Source organism: Amycolatopsis sp. FU40 (assembly GCF_021903635.1).
Classification (GTDB): Bacteria; Actinomycetota; Actinomycetes; order Mycobacteriales; family Pseudonocardiaceae; genus Amycolatopsis; species Amycolatopsis dendrobii.
This window is the reverse complement of the sequence record NZ_CP091381.1, coordinates 7,523,511-7,543,082: the sequence shown is the minus strand read 5'-3', so window position 1 is coordinate 7,543,082 and position 19,572 is coordinate 7,523,511. Positions and strand designations below refer to the sequence as shown.

23 protein-coding genes are annotated in these 19,572 nt (G+C 68.0%); 13 read left to right on the top strand and 10 right to left on the bottom strand.

Translation table 11 applies throughout. The features are described 5' to 3' along the window. Positions 1-39 precede the first annotated feature (39 nt). From L3Q65_RS35535 to L3Q65_RS35520, 4 genes are read left to right on the top strand one after another with little or no spacing between them, the layout of a single operon-like run. Positions 40-933: a TIGR03621 family F420-dependent LLM class oxidoreductase gene (locus tag L3Q65_RS35535; protein WP_237597649.1), complete on the top strand. Its 894-nt coding sequence runs from the start codon at positions 40-42 to the stop codon at positions 931-933. Next, entirely contained in the window at positions 930-1,535 is a 606-nt protein-coding gene (locus L3Q65_RS35530) for an ABC transporter ATP-binding protein (RefSeq protein ID WP_182893034.1), read from the top strand. Before L3Q65_RS35535 ends, L3Q65_RS35530 begins: the two co-directional genes overlap by 4 nt. After that, entirely contained in the window at positions 1,529-2,797 is a 1,269-nt protein-coding gene (locus tag L3Q65_RS35525; protein WP_237597647.1) for a DUF6297 family protein, read from the top strand. The genes L3Q65_RS35530 and L3Q65_RS35525 overlap by 7 nt, the downstream gene beginning before the upstream one ends. 46 nt (positions 2,798-2,843) lie before the next feature. Then, positions 2,844-3,419 carry an EndoU domain-containing protein gene (locus L3Q65_RS35520; protein WP_182892936.1) on the top strand — a complete coding sequence of 192 codons (576 nt, stop codon included), beginning with the start codon at positions 2,844-2,846 and terminating at the stop codon, positions 3,417-3,419. A 4-nt stretch (positions 3,420-3,423) separates the two neighbouring features. Here the strand turns inward: L3Q65_RS35520 and L3Q65_RS35515 are convergent, their stop codons facing one another. Continuing rightward, positions 3,424-4,137, bottom strand: coding sequence for an SDR family oxidoreductase (locus L3Q65_RS35515; protein WP_182892935.1), 714 nt, complete (start codon positions 4,135-4,137; stop codon positions 3,424-3,426). A 76-nt stretch (positions 4,138-4,213) separates the two neighbouring features. On the opposite strand from L3Q65_RS35515, the gene L3Q65_RS35510 reads away from it, so the two are divergent. After that, entirely contained in the window at positions 4,214-5,065 is an 852-nt protein-coding gene (locus L3Q65_RS35510; RefSeq protein WP_182892934.1) for a LysR family transcriptional regulator, read from the top strand. A gap of 139 nt (positions 5,066-5,204) precedes the next feature. Here L3Q65_RS35510 and L3Q65_RS35505 read toward each other — a convergent pair whose 3' ends face one another. Beyond that, positions 5,205-5,474: a helix-turn-helix domain-containing protein gene (locus L3Q65_RS35505; RefSeq protein WP_182892933.1), complete on the bottom strand. Its 270-nt coding sequence runs from the start codon at positions 5,472-5,474 to the stop codon at positions 5,205-5,207. A 304-nt stretch (positions 5,475-5,778) separates the two neighbouring features. Between L3Q65_RS35505 and L3Q65_RS35500 the strand changes: the two genes are divergently transcribed. Both L3Q65_RS35500 and mctP read left to right on the top strand, forming a co-directional pair. Then, positions 5,779-6,057: a DUF3311 domain-containing protein gene (locus L3Q65_RS35500; protein WP_182892932.1), complete on the top strand. Its 279-nt coding sequence runs from the start codon at positions 5,779-5,781 to the stop codon at positions 6,055-6,057. Beyond that, a complete protein-coding gene (gene mctP, locus L3Q65_RS35495) occupies positions 6,054-7,718 on the top strand; it encodes a monocarboxylate uptake permease MctP (protein ID WP_182892931.1) in 1,665 nt (554 codons plus the stop codon). The genes L3Q65_RS35500 and mctP overlap by 4 nt, the downstream gene beginning before the upstream one ends. Before the next feature lie 7 nt (positions 7,719-7,725). On the opposite strand, the gene L3Q65_RS35490 is transcribed toward mctP, so the two are convergent. After that, positions 7,726-8,376 carry a hypothetical protein gene (locus L3Q65_RS35490; protein ID WP_237597646.1) on the bottom strand — a complete coding sequence of 217 codons (651 nt, stop codon included), beginning with the start codon at positions 8,374-8,376 and terminating at the stop codon, positions 7,726-7,728. A 106-nt stretch (positions 8,377-8,482) separates the two neighbouring features. Here L3Q65_RS35490 and L3Q65_RS35485 point away from each other — a divergent pair, with 106 nt between their 5' ends. Then, on the top strand, positions 8,483-9,058 hold the full coding sequence (locus L3Q65_RS35485; protein WP_182892929.1) for a peroxidase-related enzyme: 576 nt from the start codon (positions 8,483-8,485) through the stop codon (positions 9,056-9,058). Here L3Q65_RS35485 and L3Q65_RS35480 read toward each other — a convergent pair. The 5 genes from L3Q65_RS35480 to L3Q65_RS35460 form a co-directional block, all read right to left on the bottom strand. After that, positions 9,046-9,333, bottom strand: a complete 288-nt coding sequence (locus tag L3Q65_RS35480) for a hypothetical protein (protein ID WP_182892928.1) — start codon at positions 9,331-9,333, stop codon at positions 9,046-9,048. The genes L3Q65_RS35485 and L3Q65_RS35480 overlap by 13 nt on opposite strands. Then, on the bottom strand, positions 9,334-10,302 hold the full coding sequence (locus tag L3Q65_RS35475) for a GNAT family N-acetyltransferase (RefSeq protein ID WP_370648142.1): 969 nt from the start codon (positions 10,300-10,302) through the stop codon (positions 9,334-9,336). A 222-nt stretch (positions 10,303-10,524) separates the two neighbouring features. Continuing rightward, on the bottom strand, positions 10,525-10,674 hold the full coding sequence (locus L3Q65_RS35470; RefSeq protein ID WP_162836041.1) for a hypothetical protein: 150 nt from the start codon (positions 10,672-10,674) through the stop codon (positions 10,525-10,527). 256 nt (positions 10,675-10,930) lie between these two features. Then, complete coding sequence (locus L3Q65_RS35465; RefSeq protein WP_182892926.1) at positions 10,931-12,121, bottom strand: ATP-binding protein; 1,191 nt, start codon at positions 12,119-12,121, stop codon at positions 10,931-10,933. A 130-nt stretch (positions 12,122-12,251) separates the two neighbouring features. Continuing rightward, on the bottom strand, positions 12,252-13,010 hold the full coding sequence (locus L3Q65_RS35460) for a MerR family transcriptional regulator (RefSeq protein WP_237597644.1): 759 nt from the start codon (positions 13,008-13,010) through the stop codon (positions 12,252-12,254). 185 nt (positions 13,011-13,195) lie between these two features. Between L3Q65_RS35460 and L3Q65_RS35455 the strand changes: the two genes are divergently transcribed. Continuing rightward, the gene (locus L3Q65_RS35455; RefSeq protein ID WP_182892924.1) at positions 13,196-13,702 is read left to right on the top strand and encodes a DoxX family protein; all 507 of its coding nucleotides are present in this window, start codon (positions 13,196-13,198) and stop codon (positions 13,700-13,702) included. Between the two features lie 49 nt (positions 13,703-13,751). Here the strand turns inward: L3Q65_RS35455 and L3Q65_RS35450 are convergent, their stop codons facing one another. Then, the gene (locus L3Q65_RS35450; protein ID WP_043831675.1) at positions 13,752-15,041 is read right to left on the bottom strand and encodes an acetyl-CoA C-acetyltransferase; all 1,290 of its coding nucleotides are present in this window, start codon (positions 15,039-15,041) and stop codon (positions 13,752-13,754) included. Positions 15,042-15,136: 95 nt separating this feature from the next. Here L3Q65_RS35450 and L3Q65_RS35445 point away from each other — a divergent pair, with 95 nt between their 5' ends. Beyond that, on the top strand, positions 15,137-16,471 hold the full coding sequence (locus tag L3Q65_RS35445) for a 3-oxoacyl-ACP reductase (protein ID WP_182892923.1): 1,335 nt from the start codon (positions 15,137-15,139) through the stop codon (positions 16,469-16,471). Between the two features lie 3 nt (positions 16,472-16,474). Beyond that, positions 16,475-17,314, top strand: a complete 840-nt coding sequence (locus L3Q65_RS35440) for a MaoC/PaaZ C-terminal domain-containing protein (RefSeq protein ID WP_182892922.1) — start codon at positions 16,475-16,477, stop codon at positions 17,312-17,314. Here L3Q65_RS35440 and L3Q65_RS35435 read toward each other — a convergent pair. Further along, complete coding sequence (locus L3Q65_RS35435; RefSeq protein ID WP_037808998.1) at positions 17,303-17,962, bottom strand: TetR/AcrR family transcriptional regulator; 660 nt, start codon at positions 17,960-17,962, stop codon at positions 17,303-17,305. The two genes, L3Q65_RS35440 and L3Q65_RS35435, sit on opposite strands and share 12 nt — an antisense overlap. A 121-nt stretch (positions 17,963-18,083) precedes the next feature. On the opposite strand from L3Q65_RS35435, the gene L3Q65_RS35430 reads away from it, so the two are divergent. Beyond that, positions 18,084-18,728: an SCP2 sterol-binding domain-containing protein gene (locus tag L3Q65_RS35430; protein WP_237597643.1), complete on the top strand. Its 645-nt coding sequence runs from the start codon at positions 18,084-18,086 to the stop codon at positions 18,726-18,728. Between the two features lie 30 nt (positions 18,729-18,758). Beyond that, positions 18,759-19,337, top strand: a complete 579-nt coding sequence (locus tag L3Q65_RS35425; protein WP_182892920.1) for an alkyl sulfatase C-terminal domain-containing protein — start codon at positions 18,759-18,761, stop codon at positions 19,335-19,337. Positions 19,338-19,572 lie beyond the last annotated feature (235 nt).

The following is a 19,572-nucleotide window of genomic DNA, read 5'->3' as shown; positions in this document are numbered from 1 at the left end:
TCCCCTTCTTCGTGTTCGGGTAACGGTAGCGTGGGCCGCATGGTCTCTGATGGGGAGAAGGCTTTCCGGTTCGGCGTGAACCTGGTGCTTCCCGGCTCGCGCGACGAGTGGGTCGCGAAGTGCCGCCGGGTCGAAGAACTCGGCTACGACGTGCTGAGCGTGGCCGACCACCTCGGCATCGCGCCGCCGTTTCCCGCGCTCGTGCTGGCCGGCGCGGTCACCGAACGGGTGCGGCTCAACACTTTCGTGCTCAACGCGCCGTTCTACAATCCGGTGCTGCTCGCGCGCGACGTCGCGGGCACGGACCAATTCGTGTCCGGACGGCTCGAACTCGGGCTCGGCGCCGGCTATGTCAAAGCGGAGTTCGAAGCCGCCGGAATGCCCTTTCCCAGCGCGGGCGCGCGGGTCGATCACCTCGAATTCGCGATCAAGGAACTCGCGCGGCTGTACGCGGATCCGGAATACGCGCCGAAACCCGTGCAGCCCGGCGGTCCCCCGCTGATGATCGGGGGCCGCGGCGACCGGCTGCTGTCGCTCGCCGCCGAGCACGCGGCGACGATTGCCTTCAGCGGCACGGCAAAGGTGCGTGACGGTTCACCGCTGATGCTGGCGACGGCGGATGCAGTCGAAGAGCGCACGAGGTTTGTCACCGAGCGGCTCGCGGGCCGCGACGCCGAATTCAACCTGCTCGTGCAATTCGTCCAGATCACTGATGATCGCGAAGGCGCGTTGCGGGAAATCCATGCGCGCGTGGGCGAAATGCTTACGCTGGACGAACTGGCCGAAGCGCCCACGGTCCTGGTCGGCACCGTCGAGGAAATCGCTGAGCAGCTGGTCGCGCACCGCGCTCGGTTCGGTTTCAGCTATTTCACGGTCCTGGAGCCGAACCTCGAAGTGCTGGCCCCGATGGTGGAGCTGCTGTGTCGCCGATAGTGGACGCCCGCGGGCTCGGCGTGAAGGCCGGTGACCTGTGGTTGCTGGAGGATCTCGATTTCTCGGTCGACCCGGGCGAATGCGCGGTGCTCGTCGGGCCGAACGGCGTCGGGAAGTCCACTTTGATGCGGTGCCTGTACGGGATGCAGCAACCGCAGCGAGGCCGGGTGCTGATCGATGGCGCCAAACCGGACGAACGCAGCGTTTCCTTCCGCCGCAGAGTGTCCGTGCTCTTCGACGATTCCGACTTCTTCGCCGAACTCACTCCGATGCAGCATCTGGAGCTGCTTTCCGGCTCGTTCGGCGAGGATCTGGGAGATTTCGAAGCATTGCTCGCCGACGCGGGTCTCGCCGAACGAGCCCGCGTCACCGCGGGGCATTTCTCGGCCGGACAGCGTCGCCGGTTGCTGCTGCTGGGCGTCACCGCGCGGCCGCATCGCGTGCTGTTGCTGGACGAGCCCGAACGCGCGCTCGACACCGCGGGCAAGGAGTGGCTGGTCGAACTGATCGGCCGCTCCACCGCGGCAGGTGCGGCAGTTGTCGTTGCCACGCACCATCAACCGTTGCTGGACACGGCAGACAGCGTGCTCGAACTGTGGTGACCCGGTTGCGTGTGCCCGGCCGCAAGCGGTTCGGCGGCATTTTCAGCGGTGACAGTCCTACGTTCGTGCTGATCTTCGGTGTCGGCTTCCTCTTCACCGCCTTTTTCCGCACCGACGCCTGGCATAGAGTCCTCTTTGGACCGTCCGCAGTGGACTATTCGGCGGTGCTGGGCCTGGTCGCGTTGTGTGCCGCGGTGGGCTGGCGAAGCCTGCTGCGCCGAGGTTTCGTCTGGGCCGAACCGGCCGAGCTGACCTGGATGGACTTCGCCCAGGTGGACCGCCGCCGCGTGGTCGCGACCCGGCTGGCCGGCGTGCTCACCGGATTTGTTGTGGTGCTTGGATATCTCGCCGCGCTGATGCTGGCGGTCGGCGGCAGTTCGGTCGACTGGTGGCGCGCCGCGGCTGCCGTCGTCGCGGGCGGCACGATCCTCGCGTTCACCACCGCGCGTCGTACCGCGTTCCTTTTCGAAGCCGCCGGACCGCTGCTCCTCGCGGTGGCTGGCGTGGTCATCGCCGCAGCGAGGCTCGACGCGATGGCGGTGCAGTACGTCGGCGCGGCGCTCGCGTTATGCGGTCTGTTGCTGGCTTTTGGCGGCGAGGCGGTCAGCGGTGCTGGCCGCGCCGTGCTGCTCGACGGCTGGAACGCGCGGGTACTGCGCGCGATGGCGGTGACGTTCCTCGACCCGATGATGATGCTGCCGGAGTCCGCGCCCGCCGGTTCGTGGTCGCTGCGCACGCCTGCCGCGTTCCGGCTCGCGTGGGTCGGGATCGTCGGCCGTTCCCGGTACGCGGGCGCGGTTCTGTTAGTGGCTTTCGCGGTAGCCGTCGGACATGTTGCTGTTCCCACTCTGCCCGGCCCGGTGCTCGTCGGGATCGGCGCGTACGTGGCGCTTACTCCTTTCGGGGCCGGTCTCGGCGTGCTGTGGCGGAATCCGGGGCGGCGAAGGTGGCTGGGCTCGTCGTCACAGGAACTGGTGATCGCCCACGGCGTTGCGCTGACTGTGGTCGCGCTGGTGTGGTGCGGGCTGCTCTCAGTGGCGCTTTTGGCTTTGGGTACCGCGTTTTCGCCGCTCTCGTGGGTGACCGTCGCCCTAGCGGTGCTGTCGGTGTTGCGCACCGTCACGCGGCAGCCGGTTGACTACAGCAGCGCGGGTTTCGTCGACACCCCCGCCGGTCCGATGCCGGCAAACCTTATGCGGCAACTGTTCCGCGGTCCGGACCTGCTGGCGCTCGGGATCCTGGTGCTGGCACAACTCGGCTGAACGGCCGCGCCCGGGTTAGGCTCCGTGCCGACGAGAGGAGCCGAAGGTGGGCGGTGGACACGCTTCCGGCATCGGACGCAGGGCGACGTGCGAGTTCCCGCCCGGATGGAGCGACGAGCAGATCATCGCGGTGGTCAAGGACGTCGCCAACGATCCGGGCGAACCCCGGCGGCAGCAGTACAACGGCCGCTGGCGCTGCGTCGGCGAACGGTACGGCGTGCGCGTGGTCGTCCTGGTCAACGGCGACGGTCTCGTGCACACCAGCTACCCGCTGCCGGGCCCCGGCGTCGTCCGGAACGCGGACGCCGCGCGGGACCCGGCGAACCCGACTGTCGACGACCGCGCGGGCAACCGGATCAGCTACTTCGTCGACAGCGTCCTGCGCCTGCTCGCCGACCGGATGCCGCCGGAGGACCTGGAGCACTACCGGGATCTGCAGTGGTCCGGCGAATGGGAGGAGCTGGCCGACACCCTCGCCGCGCACTTCGAGGTGACCGGCATCCAGCTCAACCCGGACGAGTACGCGGATTTCGCAAAGCTGCTGAACTCGTTCGAACTGCCGGTCCGCGACTGCCGCTACCTCAACGACCGCGAACGGGTCCTCGCCGACCTGCGCGGCTGAGGCGTCACCAAGGGATTTCCCCGGCGTCGTCGAAGAACCCGCCGCGCGGCCCGTCGTCCGGCAGGGTCGCGAGCTTGACCGCGATCGCCGCGCCCTGCTCGGGTGTCCGGATGCCGGCGTACCCGTTGAAATCCGTTGCCACGTAACCGGGACAGGCGGCGTTGACGATGAGGTTCGTGTCGGCGAGCGCACGGGCGTACTGCACGGTGATGCTGTTGAGCATCGTCTTCGACGGTGCGTAAGCGGCGAGGATCGGGCCGGATCGCAGCTTCAGCGAACCCATGTTGCTGGACATGTTGACGATGCGCGGCGACTCGGCTTCGCGCAGCAGCGGCAGCATCGCGTTCGTGACCCGGACGACGCCGAAGACGTTCGTGTCCAGGACCGCGCGGACCACATCGAGATCGAGCGTCGTCGGGTCCTGGGCGCCGCCGTCGAGCTGACCGCCGATGCCAGCGTTGTTGACCAGGACGTCGAGCCGTTCGACGGATTTGGCCGCGGCGGCGACGCTGTCCTGGGAGGTGACGTCGAGCGCGACCCCGAACGCGTCGATGCCCGCGGCGCGCAGTTCCTTGACCGCCTGCTCGCGGTTGTTTTCGTTCCGCGCACCCACGGCGACGGTGAAGCCGATCGAGCCGAGGCCGTGCGCGATGGCGAGGCCGATTCCCTTGTTCGCGCCGGTGACCAGCGCGATTTTCGTGTCGTTCACTCCGTCCATGGTTGGCGCGCGGCGGGCTCCCGTCCAAGATCGATGAGGTCCGCTGTGATACCCGCCAGGTATTACGCTGGCTCTGGTGGACGATCTCGAGACCCGCGAACTCCGCTACTTCGCCGCGGTCGCCGAAGAACTGCACTTCGGCCGCGCCGCCGAACGGCTCGGGATCGCACAGCCGCCCCTCTCGCGCGCGATCGCCCAGCTGGAAAGGCGGCTCGGCGTCCAGCTCCTCGAACGAAACCGCCGTGGCGTCGCGCTGACCGAGCCCGGTCGAGTACTGCTCCGCGAATCCCGGCTGGCCCTCGACGCCGTCGCGGCCGCTGCCCGGCACACGCGCCGAGCCGGGACTCATCCGCTGGTGCTGGCGACCAAAGCCGGGGCGTCGCACGACCTCCTGCAACGACTTCTGGACTCCCCGGCAGCGCCGCCCGTCGAGATCCTGCTGTGCGAGGTCGGCGAACAAGCCGGTCTGCTGCGCGACGGTTCGGCTGACGTCGCGATCATGCACCATCCGTACGACGACCTCGCTGGCTTCGACACCGAGGCTCTCCAGGTCGAGGGCCAGGTCGCGATCCTCCCGGCCGGACATCCGCTCGCCGCGCGGGAAACGCTGACCATGGCCGAGGTCAGCGACGTGCCGGACCTGCCGATCGCCCGCTGGCCCCGTCTCGACGGCAGCTACCCGGACGGTCCTGGTCCGGAGGCGCGCACCCAGTCGAAGCTCGCCCAGCTCGTCGCGCTCGGCCGGACTCTGCTGGTGATCCCCGCGTCGAGCCGGGCTTGGCAGTGGCCGGAACACGTCGCGGTCCCAGTGCTCGACGCCCCGGACGTCACCACGGTGATCGGCTGGCCGCCGAACAGCCGCTCCCCCGAGGTGGCCGCGCTGGTCCGCGCCGCGGTCGCGCTGCGCACGGAGTCGCCAGTCGGCTGAGCGCTGGCCAGGACTTGTCCACAGGCGGATCACGCGGCTGGGGATTGCCCGATCTGCTCGCTGGCGCTGCCCTCGGCGGCCGGATCGACCCGCTTTGCCTCAACCGCCTCGCGGCACTGCCCGATCAGCCCACGAAACGTCAGCTGGCCTGCGAAAACGCCGCCGCGTCGCCCTCGCATGCGACGCGCAGCCGGTCGAGCGGCATGCCCACCGCGTCGGCGATCGCCGCGACGGTGAAGAACGCGGGCGTCGGAATCCGGCCGGTTTCGATCTTGCGCAGGGTTTCGACCGAAATGCCCGCTTCGGCGGCCACGTCGACCATGCTGCGGCTGGCCCGGGCGGCGCGCAGCACCAGGCCGAGCCGCTCGCCGCGGGAGCGTTCTTCGTCGGTGAGGGGCACGCGGACCATGCCGTTCAGTTTAGCCACAGAGTTGTCCACTGCCTGTGGATAACTCTGTGCACAAGCTGCCGAACCCCGTGGACAACCACCGTCCGGCACAAGCTCTTGGGGCATTCGAGGCGGCCCGGTCCCGCCGATAGGGGTAGCGCACGGCTTGCCGGGGCCGCGCCGGAGCGGGTTGTCCCCGAGGTTGTCCACACCCTGGAACGTGTTCGTAGTGCTGATCGAATCGATATCGAAGTCGTATGACGGCGGGATGACCGAGGTCTAGGGTCAGGCGGTCGCGTGTCACGTGAGTGTTAGGTGAGGTTCGATGTCCACTGCCAAACCGGGCGGTCGGGTGCGCGGGTTCCAGTTCAGTGCCTGGAACCTGCTGTTGCTGATCCCGTTGCTGATCCTGGTCACGCCGCTGTTCAACTTCGACGGGCCGCGGCTGTTCGGCCTTCCGTTCTTCTATTGGTTCCAGTTGGCGTTCGTGGTGGCAGGCGTGCTGTGCACCGGCATCGTCTACCTGGCCACCAAAAACAAGCCGCGGGGTGGCGGCCGGGACGAGCTGAGCGTCGACGACCTGGACGAGGGGGACGCCCGATGAGCAACATCCAGTGGGTCGAACTCATCGTCTTCGCGTTCCTGTTCGTCGTCGTCACCGTGCTCGGCTTCGTCGCTTCGCGGTGGAAAGCCGGCGGCAGCCTCGACCACCTCGACGAATGGGGCCTCGGCGGCCGCAAGTTCGGTTCGTGGATCACCTGGTTCCTGCTCGGCGGCGACCTCTACACCGCGTACACCTTCGTCGCCGTGCCCGCGCTCGTGTTCAGCGCCGGCGCGCTCGGCCTGTACGCGCTGCCTTACACGATCGTCGTCTATCCGATCGTCCTGCTGCCCGCGCTGCGCATGTGGTCGGTCAGCCGTTCGCGCGGCTACGTGACCCCCGCCGACTTCGTCCGCGGCCGCTTCGGTTCGCCGACGCTGGCGCTGCTGGTCGCGATCACCGGCATCGTCGCGACCATGCCGTACATCGCGTTGCAGCTGGTCGGCCTGGAAGCCGTGCTGCGCACGATGGGCATCAACGGTTCCGGCATCGTCGGGCACCTGCCGCTGCTGGTCGCGTTCATCATCCTGGCGCTCTACACGTATCAGTCGGGCCTGCGCGCGCCCGCGCTGATCGCGTTCGTCAAGGACATCCTGATCTACATCGTGATCATCGTGGCAGTCATTTATCTGCCCTCGAAGCTCGGCGGCTGGGACCACATCTTCAGCACCGCCAAGGAAACGCTCGCCAAGCCGAACCCGAACACGGGCAAGCCCGCCGGTTCGATCCTGCTGACCTCGAGCAACCAGTTGCAGTACGCGACGCTGGCACTGGGTTCGGCGCTCGCCCTGTTCCTGTACCCGCACTCGCTCACGAGCGTGCTCGCCTCGCGCGGACGCAACGTGATCAAGCGGAACATGGTGGCGCTGCCTGCTTACTCGTTCGTGCTGGGCCTGCTCGCGCTGCTGGGCTACGTCGCGATCTCGGCGGGCGTCAAGCCGCTGAAGAACGCCGCCACGGGAAAGCCGGACGGCAACACGATCGTCCCGCTGCTGTTCGACTCGCAGTTCACGAACTGGTTCGCGGGCATCGCCTTCGCCGCGATCGGCATCGGCGCCCTGGTGCCCGCCGCGATCATGTCGATCGCCGCGGCGAACCTGTGGACGCGCAACATCTACAAGGAGTACATCCGCAAGGACGCGACGCCGAAACAGGAGGCGAAGCAGGCCAAACTGGCGTCGCTGGTGGTCAAGCTGGGTGCGGTGCTGGTGATCATCCTGATCGACCCGCAGTTCTCGATCGACCTGCAGCTCATCGGCGGCGTGCTGATCCTGCAAACCCTGCCCGCGGTGGCGATCGCCCTGTACACGCGCTGGTTCCACAAGGCGGGTCTCATCGCAGGCTGGATCGTCGGGATGGGCTGGGGCTTGATCATGCTGTACGGAATCCCCAACCCCGCCAACGGAAAACACCACTTCGGCGGCTCTGCGCTGGCGATGGGCAACCTGTCGATCTTCGGCTGGCACCCCTTCGGCGGCACCGGTCTCGCCGCGGTGCAGATCTACCCCGGTTTCGTGGCTTTGATCGCGAACATCGTGGTAGCCGCGGTGGTCTCGGTCATCGCACGGGCCCTGAAGTGGAGTCCCGGCAACGACGAAACCGCACCCGAGGACTACCACGCCGACGAAAACGACAAGGACCTGCGCCCCATCGGCGCGCACTGAGTCCTTTTTAGACAGAGGCCCCCGCGTCGTCTTCCGGCGCGGGGGCCTCTGGTGTCTTGCCGATCATCGCCTTCGCGACGATGTACAGGACTACCGCGTTGAGCAAATGCCAGAGGAAATGCGTTCCTGCCGGGAAGTCTCCGCAGATCACCCCGTCGATGGTGCGGAAAGACAACGACAACGCGAACACCGCGGCGGCCATGGCGAAGTGCAGCCAGTACGGATCGCGCTTTATCCCCAACGCGACCGCGAACCCGGCGAGGCCCACGAGCGCTGGCAGATACAGCCCGCCCCCAAGCGCCGCCGATGCGCCGGTGATCGCCAGGGATACTGGTGCCCCCAGCCAGGACCACTTGGCTTTCGCTTGAAAGAAGACCCTCGGAAAGGCCGCGGCGTAGAACAAGGTGAAGAGCAGGATGGCGGCGGAGTCGGCGACCGCTCCCCATCGCGTGGCGACCAGGTGGAAGACGCTGCTGGCAACGAAGATCAACCCGATCAGGGCAGCGAGCACCCGCCCGGTGCGCTGCCCGTCGGCCCGCCACCAGACCATCCCGGCGGCGCCGAGAAAGGCCAGGTTGGCCAGGTCGTTGAGCGGCTCTCCCCAGAGTCCGGGCGCGGTGCGCTCGCAGTAACCGTCCACGTACGCGGTCCAGTTCACCGGGTAAGCAAACCCCTTCCGGGTGAACGGTGAGCATCCGGGGTCAGTCGGTGCGGGCAACCGCGCCCCCTCCCGTGCGCGAACCGCGCGGGTTAGCGTGGGCGGCATGACCAACCCCGTGAGCCGGTTCCCCGTGACGGAACTCGAAGACCTTCCCGACGATCTCCGCGAGCGCATCGGTGCCATCGCGGAGAAATCCGGCTTCACGCCGAACATCTTCCGCGCCCTAGGCCACCGCCCCGCCGAACTGCGGGCGTTTCTCGACTATCACGACGCGCTCATGGAACGCGACGGCGGACTCACCAAAGCCGAACGCGAGCTCGTCGTCGTAGCCACCTCCGGTGCGAACCATTGCACCTACTGCATCGTCGCGCACGGGGCGATCCTGCGGATCCGCGCCAAGGACCCGGAGCTGTCCGACCAGGTCGCGACGAATCCGTGGCAGGTCGAACTCGACGAGCGCGGCCGGGCGATCGTGGATCTCGCGCTGGCGTTGTCCCGCGATTCCGCGTTGTTCGGCGAGGGCGACCTGGCGCTGGCGCGCGAGGCGGGGCTGACCGAGGACGAGATCTGGGACGTCGGCGCGATCACCGCGTTGTTCGCGATGTCCAACCGGCTCGCGCATCTGACCGCGCTCAAGCCGAATCCCGAGTTTTACTTGATGGGGCGTCAGAAACGATAGAACGGGCCGGGCAGGTCTCGGCTCATCTCGAACCGGGTGCGCAGCCAGCCGCGCAGGCGGTGCACTGGTTTCGTCCACACTCGCGGCGCGGGCCCGAAATACCTCGGGTCCGCGTGCGGGGTGAACGCGTCTCCGGTCAGGATCACTGCGTCGTGGCCCAGCGGGCAGTGGCCGGACACCGAGATCACGCCGCGCGTCAGGTTTTCGACCCAGTCGACCTCGTCGACGCCCAGCAGCGTGCGGCGATCGCACACGGCGCAGTACAAGACGAACATCTATAACTCCCGCCGCCAGGTTTCGCCGGTCACGAGGGGGCCGAACGCGTCCGTTTCTTCCTCGCCGACGAGCTCGAAACCCGCGCTGCGATAGATCCCGCGCGCGGCGGCGAGCAGCGACAGCGTCCACAGCTCCATCGACCGATACCCCTGTGCGCTGGCGAATTCGACGCATTCGCGCACCAAGCGCTTGCCGACGCCGTGTCCGCGCGCGGCCGGTTCCAGCAGAAGCAGCCGCAGCTTCGCGGTGCCGCCTTCGTCGCCGGGGGTGCAGAAAATACTGCCGACTCGCTCGCCGTCGAGTTCGGCGATCCAGCCGGCTTGGCGCGGGTCGTCGCGGTGTTCGGCGAAATCGGCGATCACGCGCGCGACGAGGGCTTCGAAGCGTTCGTCGAGCCCGTACTCGTCGGCGTACAACGCGCCGTGCCGGTGCACCACCCAGCCGAGGTCGCCCGGACGTGGGGCGCGCAGGGCGACTGTCGGTTCCGGTGCCGATTCGCCGACTAGCGCGGTGATGGTCCCCATCGCGCCGAGCAGGCGGCGCTGGTCGGCGTCCGCGAACTGGTCGAGGAGGCTGCCGATCTGGCTGGCCGAACGGTGGTCGAGATCGGCGAAGGCGGCGCGCCCGTCCTCGGTGAGCGTGACGAGCTGGCGGCGCGCGTCGTCCGCGCAGCGTTCGCGGGTGACGAGACCGCGGGTTTCCAGCCTGCTGAGCAGCCTGCTCGCGTAGCCGCCGTCGAGGGACAGCCGTTTGCGCAGATCACTGACTTGCAGCTGGTCCTGTTGGGCGAGTTCGAACAGCACCCGCGCTTCGCTCAGCGAGTATTCGGCGTCGGCCGGTCCCTCGTCGAGGACGCCGATCACGCCGGTGTAGAGCCGGTTGAAAGCGCGAACCGTGGCAACGCGTTCGGTGAGGACGGAATCCGGCACGGGGACCACCTTGACTCGATCGTTGACTGAGTCAAGCATCGCCCTGTCGCCCGCTCGGGGCAAGGGAATTCCCCCGGTGGTGGACCGGTGGCGGAATTGGTCCAGACATATGGAAACCCCGTGATGCTGCCAGGTCGGGGGTCCGCCAGCATCACGGGGTCGTAGTGGGTATCGACGCGGCTCTCCGCGGCGTTACACCCAGCGTTCGCTGTGGTCTAGATCACTCGCGTGAGTGACCCACCAACAGGTTGTTTGTGCAGGTCAGCGCATGAACGGCTGACGCGCCTGGGCGAGGGCGATGAGCTCCTGGCGGACCGTGGAGGTGGCCGCGGTGTCGATCGCCCGGTTCAGTGCCCGGCGAGTGCGAGCCTCGGCGCGACGGGCACGGAGCTTGGCGGCGATGTTGCTCATTGTCTTCTGCATCCCCTTCGGAGGTCTTCGGTGGCTGTGTCTCTAGTATGCACCTTTTTTCACAAGGAAGCCAACGAATCTACGGTGACATGGGGCACTTGCCGAAGAATCATCGGCAGTCTCCTGAAGATCACCGGACAGATCGCGTGTTGGCGGTCACAAGCCGCTAACGCGCTAACGCCCTCTACGGATATCTAGCAGAATCACTAGAAAGACCTAGGCAGCCGCATAGAGCGGTAGCGAAGGGAAGATCCGCTCAGTCGCGGCCGAGCAGGTAGTGCCCGAAATGCGGCACGGTGAAGGCGATCTGCCCGCGTTCAGCGGAGTAGACCAGGCCTTTCTTCATGAGACTGTCGCGTGCCGGCGACAGCGACGACGGCTTGCGTCCCAGGTAGACGGCCACATCGGCGGTGCCCGCGGCCTCGTCCCGGCCTTGGGTCAGCTCGGCCATCGCGAGCAGGTACTCGCGTTCGGCGGGCGTCGCGCGTTCGTAGCGCGATCCGAAGAACCCGACCGCCAGCTCGGACTCCGCCTCGGGCGCGGCGACCTGCACGTCCTTGACCGTGATCGGGTCGGCGGGCGCGGCGTCCCAAGCGGCCTTGCCGTAGGCCTGGATGAAATACGGATAACCGCCGGACGCGTCGAACAGCGCGTCGAGCGCCTCCGGTTCGATCCCGGCGTCCTCGCGCTCGATCGGAGCCAGCACCGCGTAGTCGGCGTCCTCGCGGCTGAGCCGGTCGATGCGCGAATAACGGAAGAGCCGTTCGGAGTACGACTTCGAGGCCGACAGCACCGCGGGCACATGCGGCAGCCCCGCCCCGACGACGACCAGCGGCGCGCCGGACTGCGACAGCTCGTGGCAAGCCGCGCACAGGGCCGAGACGTCGTCCGGCTGCAAATCCTGGATCTCGTCGATCAGCAGCGCGACGCCGGTGCCGACGTCCGCGGCCAGCTCGGCGACGTCGGTGAACAGCTCGACCAGATCGATTTCGATGTCGCCGGAATCCGCCCGGCCCTGCGCGGCGGGCACGTCGATACCGGGCTGCCAGCGGTCGCGCAGCTTCGCGTCCGGCTTGTTCGCTTTGAGCGCGAACGCTTTGAGCACCCCGAGCACTTCCTCGACCCGGTCCGGTGCGCGATGCCGCACGGCGAGATCGCGGATCGCCCGGTGCAAGGCTGCCGACAACGGACGCCGCAGTTCCGCGTCCGGCCGCGCTTCGATCTTGCCCGCGCCCCACCGGTGCCGGACGGCCATCGACCGAAGCTCCCCCAGCAGCACCGTCTTGCCGACCCCGCGCAGGCCGGTCAGCACGAGACTGCGCTCCGGCCGTCCGCGAGCGACGCGTTCAAGGACGACCTCGAACGCCTTCAGCTCCCTTTCCCGGCCTGCCAGCTCGGGCGGCCGCTGCCCGGCGCCGGGCGCGAAGGGGTTGCGGATGGGGTCCACTCTGTCACCGTATCGAGGTATCTAGGGACAGCCCGATATTTGGCCATAGATACCTAGCGCGTGTTGTTAGAAGGATGGCGGGTCTGCAGCCCCGTCCATCCTTACCCCCAGCGCACCTTCTGACGGAGCGTTAGTCCGTCAGGTTCCGCTCCGCGTAGATCTTCATCGCGTCGCGGATGTACTCGGCCGTGCCGGGGCCGTGCTTCTCGTCGTACGAGCCGTACCGCGGGTCGTCGACATACATCTGCCCGAGACCGGCGAAGTAGCCCTTCGAGATCTCCATCCCGGTGGGCTTCAGCCACTCGTGCAGCCGCGCGGTGACAGCCTGCGTTTCGGCCGAACGGGCGTCGTGACCAGCGTCGCGAGCGGCTCCGAACGCGAAGCCGATGTCGACCTGTTCCTGCTGGTGGGCCTTCTTCTCGTCCTCGGACAGCGACCGCCACCACTGGTCGCCCTTGCGATAGGCGTCAGCGCCCCAGCGCTGGGTGACCTCTTCCTCGAACTGGGTGTGGTCGAACCCGTCGAACATTTCCTCTGCCATGAGTTGTTCACCTCCCTTCAGTTTCTGGAGCGTGGTCCGCACGGACTCGATCTGCCGCCCGATCCGCTGCCGCTCTCGCTCCAGCAGCGCCAGGTGCGTTTCGAGGGCAGCGACGCCGTCGCGTTGGCCGTCGAGCACCTCGGCGATCGCGGGCAGCCCAAGTCCCAGTTCGCGCAGCAGCAGGATCCGCTGCAACCGGACGAGCGAGTCCTCGTCGTAGTAGCGGTAGCCGTTGCTGCCGATCCGCGTCGGCGGCAGGAGCCCGACGGCGTCGTAATGCCGCAGGGTCCGGCTCGTCGTGCCCGCGGATCGGGCGATGTCCTGGATCGACCATTCCGTCCTGACCACGGCTTCGACGGTAGAGGTTGACGTAGCGTCAAGGTCAAGCCCGAGGACCGCTAGAACTGTCTAGGGAAATCTAGAATGAGAGCAATATTTGGCTAGGTATCGCTAGCTCGGTTCGGCGAGGAGCGTGGCGGGCAATCCCGGTTGTAGGTTCTTCTACAGGGATTCCAGACCAGAGAGGCGAGACCGTGATACTGCGCCGGGTGGCACGTCCACTGCTCGCGTCGATCTTCGTGTTGGGCGGCATCGGTGCCCTGCGTGACACCCAGGGCCACGCGAAGGCGGCGGAACCGTTCCTCACCGAGACCTTCGACAAGGTCGAGGGCCTGGTTCCGGACCAGGTCCCGCGCGATCCGGCCACGCTGGTGCGGATCGACGCGGCGGTCAAGATCGGGGCCGGACTCGCGCTGGCGAGCGGCAAGGCTCCGCGGCTGGCGGCGGTGGCGCTGCTCGGCTCGCTGGTGCCGACGACGCTGTCGGCGCACCGGTTCTGGCAACTGAGCGATCCGGGCGAGAAGCAGGCCCAGCAGATCCAGTTCTTCAAGAACGCGTCGCTGGCAGGCGGGCTGTTGCTGGCCGCGGGCGACACGGCGGGCAAGCCGTCGCTGGGCTGGCGGGCCCGGCGCGCGGCGAAGAAGGCGGGCAAACGCGCCGACAAACTGGCCAAGCGCGCCGAAAAGTCGATCACCGACTGACGCATAAGAAAAGGCCGCCCGGCTGCCCAGGCGGCCTTTTCTTATGCGCTTACTTCTCCAGAATCGCGGTGACGCCCTGGCCGCCCGCCGCGCAAATGGAGATCAGGCCGCGCCCGGAACCCTTCTCGTTCAGCAGTTTCGCGAGCGTCGCGACGATCCGGCCGCCGGTCGCGGCGAACGGGTGTCCAGCCGCCAGCGAGGACCCGTTCACGTTCAGCTTGGTGCGGTCGATCGAGCCGAGCGGCGCGTCGAGGCCGAGCTTCTCCTTGGCGAACGCCGGGTCCTCCCACGCCTTGAGCGTGGCGAGCACCTGCGACGCGAACGCCTCGTGGATCTCGTAGAAGTCGAAGTCCTGCAACGTCAATCCGGCACGTTCGAGCATCCGCGGCACCGCGTACGCGGGTGCCATCAGCAGGCCTTCGTCACCGTGGACATAGTCGACGGCGGCGGTCTGGCTGAACGTCAGGTACGCCAGCACCGGCAGCTTGTGCGCCTTCGCCCACTGCTCGGTCGCGAGCAGGACGGTCGACGCGCCGTCGGTCAGCGGGGTCGAGTTGCCCGCGGTCATGGTCCCGTCCGGGCCGCCGTAGACCGGCTTGAGCTTGGCGAGCTTTTCGACCGAGGAGTCCGGGCGGAGGTTCTGGTCGCGGGCGAGCTTGAGGTACGGCGTGACCAGGTCGTCGAAGAAGCCGCGGTCGTAGGCGGCGGCGAGATTGCGGTGGCTGGTCGCGGCCAGTTCGTCCTGCGCCTCGCGGGTGATGTCCCAGACCTGCGCGGTGAGCGCGGCGTGCTCCCCCATCGAGAGCCCGGTGCGCGGTTCGGCGTTGCGCGGGATCTCCGGCACGATGTGGCCCGGGCGGATCTTCGCGACCAGCTTGAGCCGGTCGGCGAGCGTCTTCGCCGCGTTGAGCTGCACGAGGATCTGGCGCAGGTTGGCGTTCACGGCCAGCGGAGCATCACTCGTCGTGTCGACGCCGCCTGCGATCGCCGAATCGATTTCCCCGAGCGCGATCTTGTGGGCGACGTTGATGACTGCCTGCAATCCGGTGCCGCACGCCATCTGGACGTCCGAGGCCGGCGTCGCGGGCGAGAGCTTGCTGCCCAGCACGCTCTCGCGGGCGAGGTTGAAGTCCTTGGAGTGCTTGAGCACCGCACCGGCGGCGACCTCGCCGATCACCTCGCCCTGCAGCGAAAACCGGCTGACCAGACCGTCCAGCGCGGCGGTGAACATGTCCTGGTTCGAGGCCCGGGAGTACGGGCCGTTCGACCGCGCGAAGGGGATCCGGTTCCCGCCGACGATCGCGACCTTGCGCACCGCCGGGGTTTTCCTGGTCGCCATGCCGTCCACCTCTCTGGAGTCGTGCCTTTCACACTGTAACCTACTAGCGAGTAGGTTAGACTGCGACGTGACGCAGACTGCACGGGAGGCACGTGATGGCGGACAGGTACCAGCAGTTCACGAAGACCCCGCTGGGGAAATTCGTGGTGCCGAAGCTCGGCCTGCCCAACCCCGCGACGTTGCGCCGGTACCGTCCCGGCCAGCCCGCACTCGAGGGTCCCGCACTTCTCGGGGCCGCGCCGGGCGGACGGCTGGAGAAGACCGTCCGGGCGCAGCTCACCGAGGCGGGCATCGAGGTGATCAGCGCGCCCGCCGACCGGCACGCCGCGCTGGTCTTCGACGCCACCGGCGTGAAGGACCCTGGACAGCTGCGTGAGGTCTACCGGTTCTTCCACCCGGTGATCCGCAAGGTCGGTTCATCCGGCCGGGTGGTCGTGCTCGGCACGCCCCCGGAGCTGGCCGAGGGCCGCGAGCGGATCGCGCAGCGCGCGCTGGAAGGGTTCGTCCGCTCGGTCGGCAAGGAACTCAAGCGCGGCGCGACGGCGCAGCTGGTGTACGTCGCCGAAGGGGCGGAGGACGCGGCCGAGTCGACGCTGCGGTTCCTGCTGTCGGCGAAGTCGGCGTTCGTGGACGGCCAGGTCGTCCGCGTCGGCACGCACGCCAAGACCGCGCCCACGCCGGAGAACTGGGAAAAGCCGCTGGACGGCAAGGTCGCGCTGGTGACCGGTGCGTCACGCGGCATCGGCGAGGCGATCGCCGAAACCCTCGCCCGCGACGGCGCGCACGTGGTCGCGCTGGACATCCCCGCACAGGGCGGCGATCTGTCCACCGTGGCCAACCGGATCGGCGGTTCGGCGCTGCAACTGGACATCACGGCCGCGGACGCGCCCGCCAAGCTCGCCGAGTACCTGACTTCGCGCCACGGCGGCGTGGATGTCGTGGTGCACAACGCCGGCATCACTCGCGACAAGACGCTCGGCAACATGACCGAGGGCGGCTGGGATTCGGTGATCGCGGTGAACCTCGCCGCGCAGCTCGCGGTAAACGACAAGCTTCTCGGCGACAAGATCCTGCGCGAAAACGGCCGGGTCATCGGGGTTTCGTCGATCGCGGGCATCGCGGGCAACGTCGGCCAGACGAACTACGCGACGTCGAAGGCGGGCGTGATCGGGATGGTGAACGTCGGCGCGCCGCAGCTCGCGGAGTACGGCGGCACGATCAACGCGGTCGCGCCCGGGTTCATCGAGACCAAGATGACCGCCGCGGTACCGCTGTTCATCCGCGAGGCCGGGCGTCGGCTGTCGAGTCTCGGACAGGGCGGACTGCCGGTGGATGTCGCGGAAACCATTGCCTGGTATGCCAACCCGGCGTCGGCGGCGGTCAACGGGAACCTGGTCCGCGTGTGCGGCCAGGCGCTGCTGGGGGCGTGAGGGATGGCCGTTCGTGAAGTGACGAGCGCGCCGAGCCTGGCGACGCTGTACCCGAAAGCCCTGCTGCGCCGCGGCGGCGGCTCGACCCTCCCGACGACGGAGCTGGTGCGCCCCGAGGTCGTCATCGACCCGGCACATGTCGCGGCCTACAACGAAGTCTGCGGATTCCGCTTCTCGGACGAGCTTCCGGCGACGTATCCGCACATGCTGGTCTTCGGGCTGCAGATGGCGTTGATGACCGAACCGGGTTTCCCGTTTCCGCTGCTGGGTCTGGTGCACGTCGAGAACCAGATCACCCAGCACCGCCCGTTGCTGCTGGGCGAGACGTTCCGGGTGAGCGTGCGCGCGGAAAACCTGCGCCCGCACGAAAAAGGCAGCCAGTTCGACATGGTGAGCGAGGTCCACTCCGGCGCGGACACCGTGTGGAGCGAGGTGTCGACTTACCTCCGCCGCACCGGCTCGGGCTCGGGTTCCGGGGGGCCGCGCACCCAGCTGACGCCCCCGAAACCGTCCGCGCTGTGGCACGTCCCCGGCGACATCGGCCGCCGCTACGCCGAGGTCTCCGGCGACCGCAACCCGATCCACCTGCACCCGTTGACCGCGCGCTTGTTCGGCTTCCCGAAGGCGATCGCGCACGGCATGTGGACGAAGGCGCACGCACTGGCGTCCTTCGAAGGCCGGCTGCCGGACGCGTACCGCGTGGCGGTGCGGTTCAAGCAGCCGGTGCTGCTGCCCGGCCGCGCGGCTTTCACGACCTGGCAGACCGACGACGGGTGGGCCTTCGAGCTGTGGCACGCCCGGAAGCCGAAACCGCACCTGGACGGGGTGATCTCAGCCCTCTGAGGGCTTCCAGACCTGGCCCTCGACCAGGTCGTTGAACCCGAGCCAGACCAGGTTCATCAGCCAGGACGCGAGCACGCCGTCGGAGATCTCCGGGTGGTCCAGCGCCCAGTCGGCCAGCGATTCCGCCGCGCCGACCAGCGCCGCGGCCAATCCAGGCCCGGAGAACTCCGTCTGCTCGCCGAGGCCCTTGCGGGTGCCCGCGGCGACCACGAGCGCCGCGACCAGTTCGATCGCGCGCGTGCGCATCGCGGTGATCTCCGCCGCGAACCCGCCGCCGACCGTCAACGCCTGGCGGTGCAGCACGGTCCAGGACTCGCGGTATTCGGCGACGAAGCGGTAAAAGGACCGCAGGCCGTGCCACAGCTGCATGTCCGGCGGCAGATCGGGCTGCACGCCGGCCTGGATGGCTTCCAGCAGGCGGGTCGCCTCGCGCTGGATGCTCTTGCCGAAGAGGTCTTCCTTCGAGCCGAGGTAGGTGTAGATCATCGGCTTGGAGACGCCCGCGACCTCGGAGATCTCGTCCATCGACGCCGAGTGGTAGCCGTGCTGGGAGAACACCTGCACCGCGGCGTCCAGGATCTGGCGTTCACGGACCGCCCTCGGGAGCCGTCTCGCTCGCTCGGGTGGGCGCTGATCTTCGTCGGACACGGTGGTTGTTTCCTCCCTCTCGCTGGCACGGACGGTACCCGTCCCCAGGTCGGCGGCGTTGCTTGCCGCGCTACCTACTCACCGGTAGCCTTACGGCGGAAAGTTCCGGAAGGGGTGGAAGATGGCCGACAACCCGGAGGCGACCAGCTCTGACCTGGCCGGCCTGCGCGGGGTCGCGCTGCTGGACGCGCTGGACCGCACCGAAGCCGTCGACGCGAGCGCGCTCGACGTCAACGCGGTCGCGGACGCCATCGACCCCCGCGAACTGGGCCGCTCCGACATGAACCGGCTGCTGAAGGCGCTGATGCGGCTTTCGGAGCAGGTGCCGGCGTTCTCGCTGGACAAGGTCGACCCGACAAAGTTCGCCACGCTCGTCGCACGCGCGTCGCGGGCCCAGCTGGAGGCCGTGGTCGCCGAACGTCCGCTGCGCGAGCGGGTGCTGGACGAGATCTTCGCGCGCATGGGAGCGCACATCCGGGCGAAGTCATTGCGCGCGGTGGTGCACTGGCGGCTGTCCGGCGGCACCGGCGAGGGCGGCTACGACCGCTACGAGACGGTGCTTTCCGACGGAACCTGCACGGTGTCCCGCGAAATGCGCGAGAAACCCCGCGTGACGATTACGCTTTCGCCCGTGGACTTCTTCCGCATCATCACCCACCAGGCAACGCCCGCGGTCCTGTTCGTCACCGGAAAACTGAAGGTCAAGGGCGACCTGGCCTTCGCAGCCGGGTTGGTCGGCCACTTCGACCTCCCCCGACCGGCCTGAGCCGCTCCGGTGTCCCGCTGGCGCTCGCGCATGCGTGCCGCGCACTCACCCGGTGAGCACGCGGTGAACGGTTTCGCCCGCACTCTCGAGGTGGGCAAACTGACCCCGGAACAGTTCGTGCAGGTCCTGGAGACGCTGCACATGCTCGGCACGGCCGGAGCCGGCATCGATATCGCCTCGCTGACCACGCAGTCCCTGGTCGATGTCGTGGCCGCGGCGACCCGGGAACAGCTGAAAGGCATCGCCGACCACGACGAACTGCGCGCGGTCTTCCTGGACGAGATCTTCCGCCGGATGTCGGAACACTTCCGCCCAGAACGGGCCCGCCACGTGGACATCGTGGTCTCCTGGCGCTTCCCCGCAGGAGACGATTTCGACCGCTACCAAACGGTGATCGAGGACGGGTTGTGCGTGTCGAGCACGGACTTGGCCCGCACTCCGGACACGACGATCACGGTGGCGGTGGAGGACTTCATCCGGATGGCTACCGGGAACGCGGCGGTGGCGGCGATGTTTGTGACGGGGAAGGTGAAGGTCAAGGGCGAGTACGCGCCGGCGGTGCGGTTGTCGGGGTACTTCGACATTCCTAAGCCGACTGGGGCGGACTAGCCTGCGTGCCGGCGTGAAGGTCGTTCACGCCGGCACGCAGGCCGAAGTGCTCCGCGCGGGTCACCAGTGCCAGTGAGTCAGGGGAATGATCAGTGGCAGCAGCCTGAAGAGCATCGTCATGATCCTGAACCAAGGGCTCTCGACTGCCTTGCAGATCTGCTTCCAGCGTCGGCGAATGGTGACGCTGGTACGGGCGATCTTCCGCTTCCAGCGACTGCCGGACGGAGTGATGATT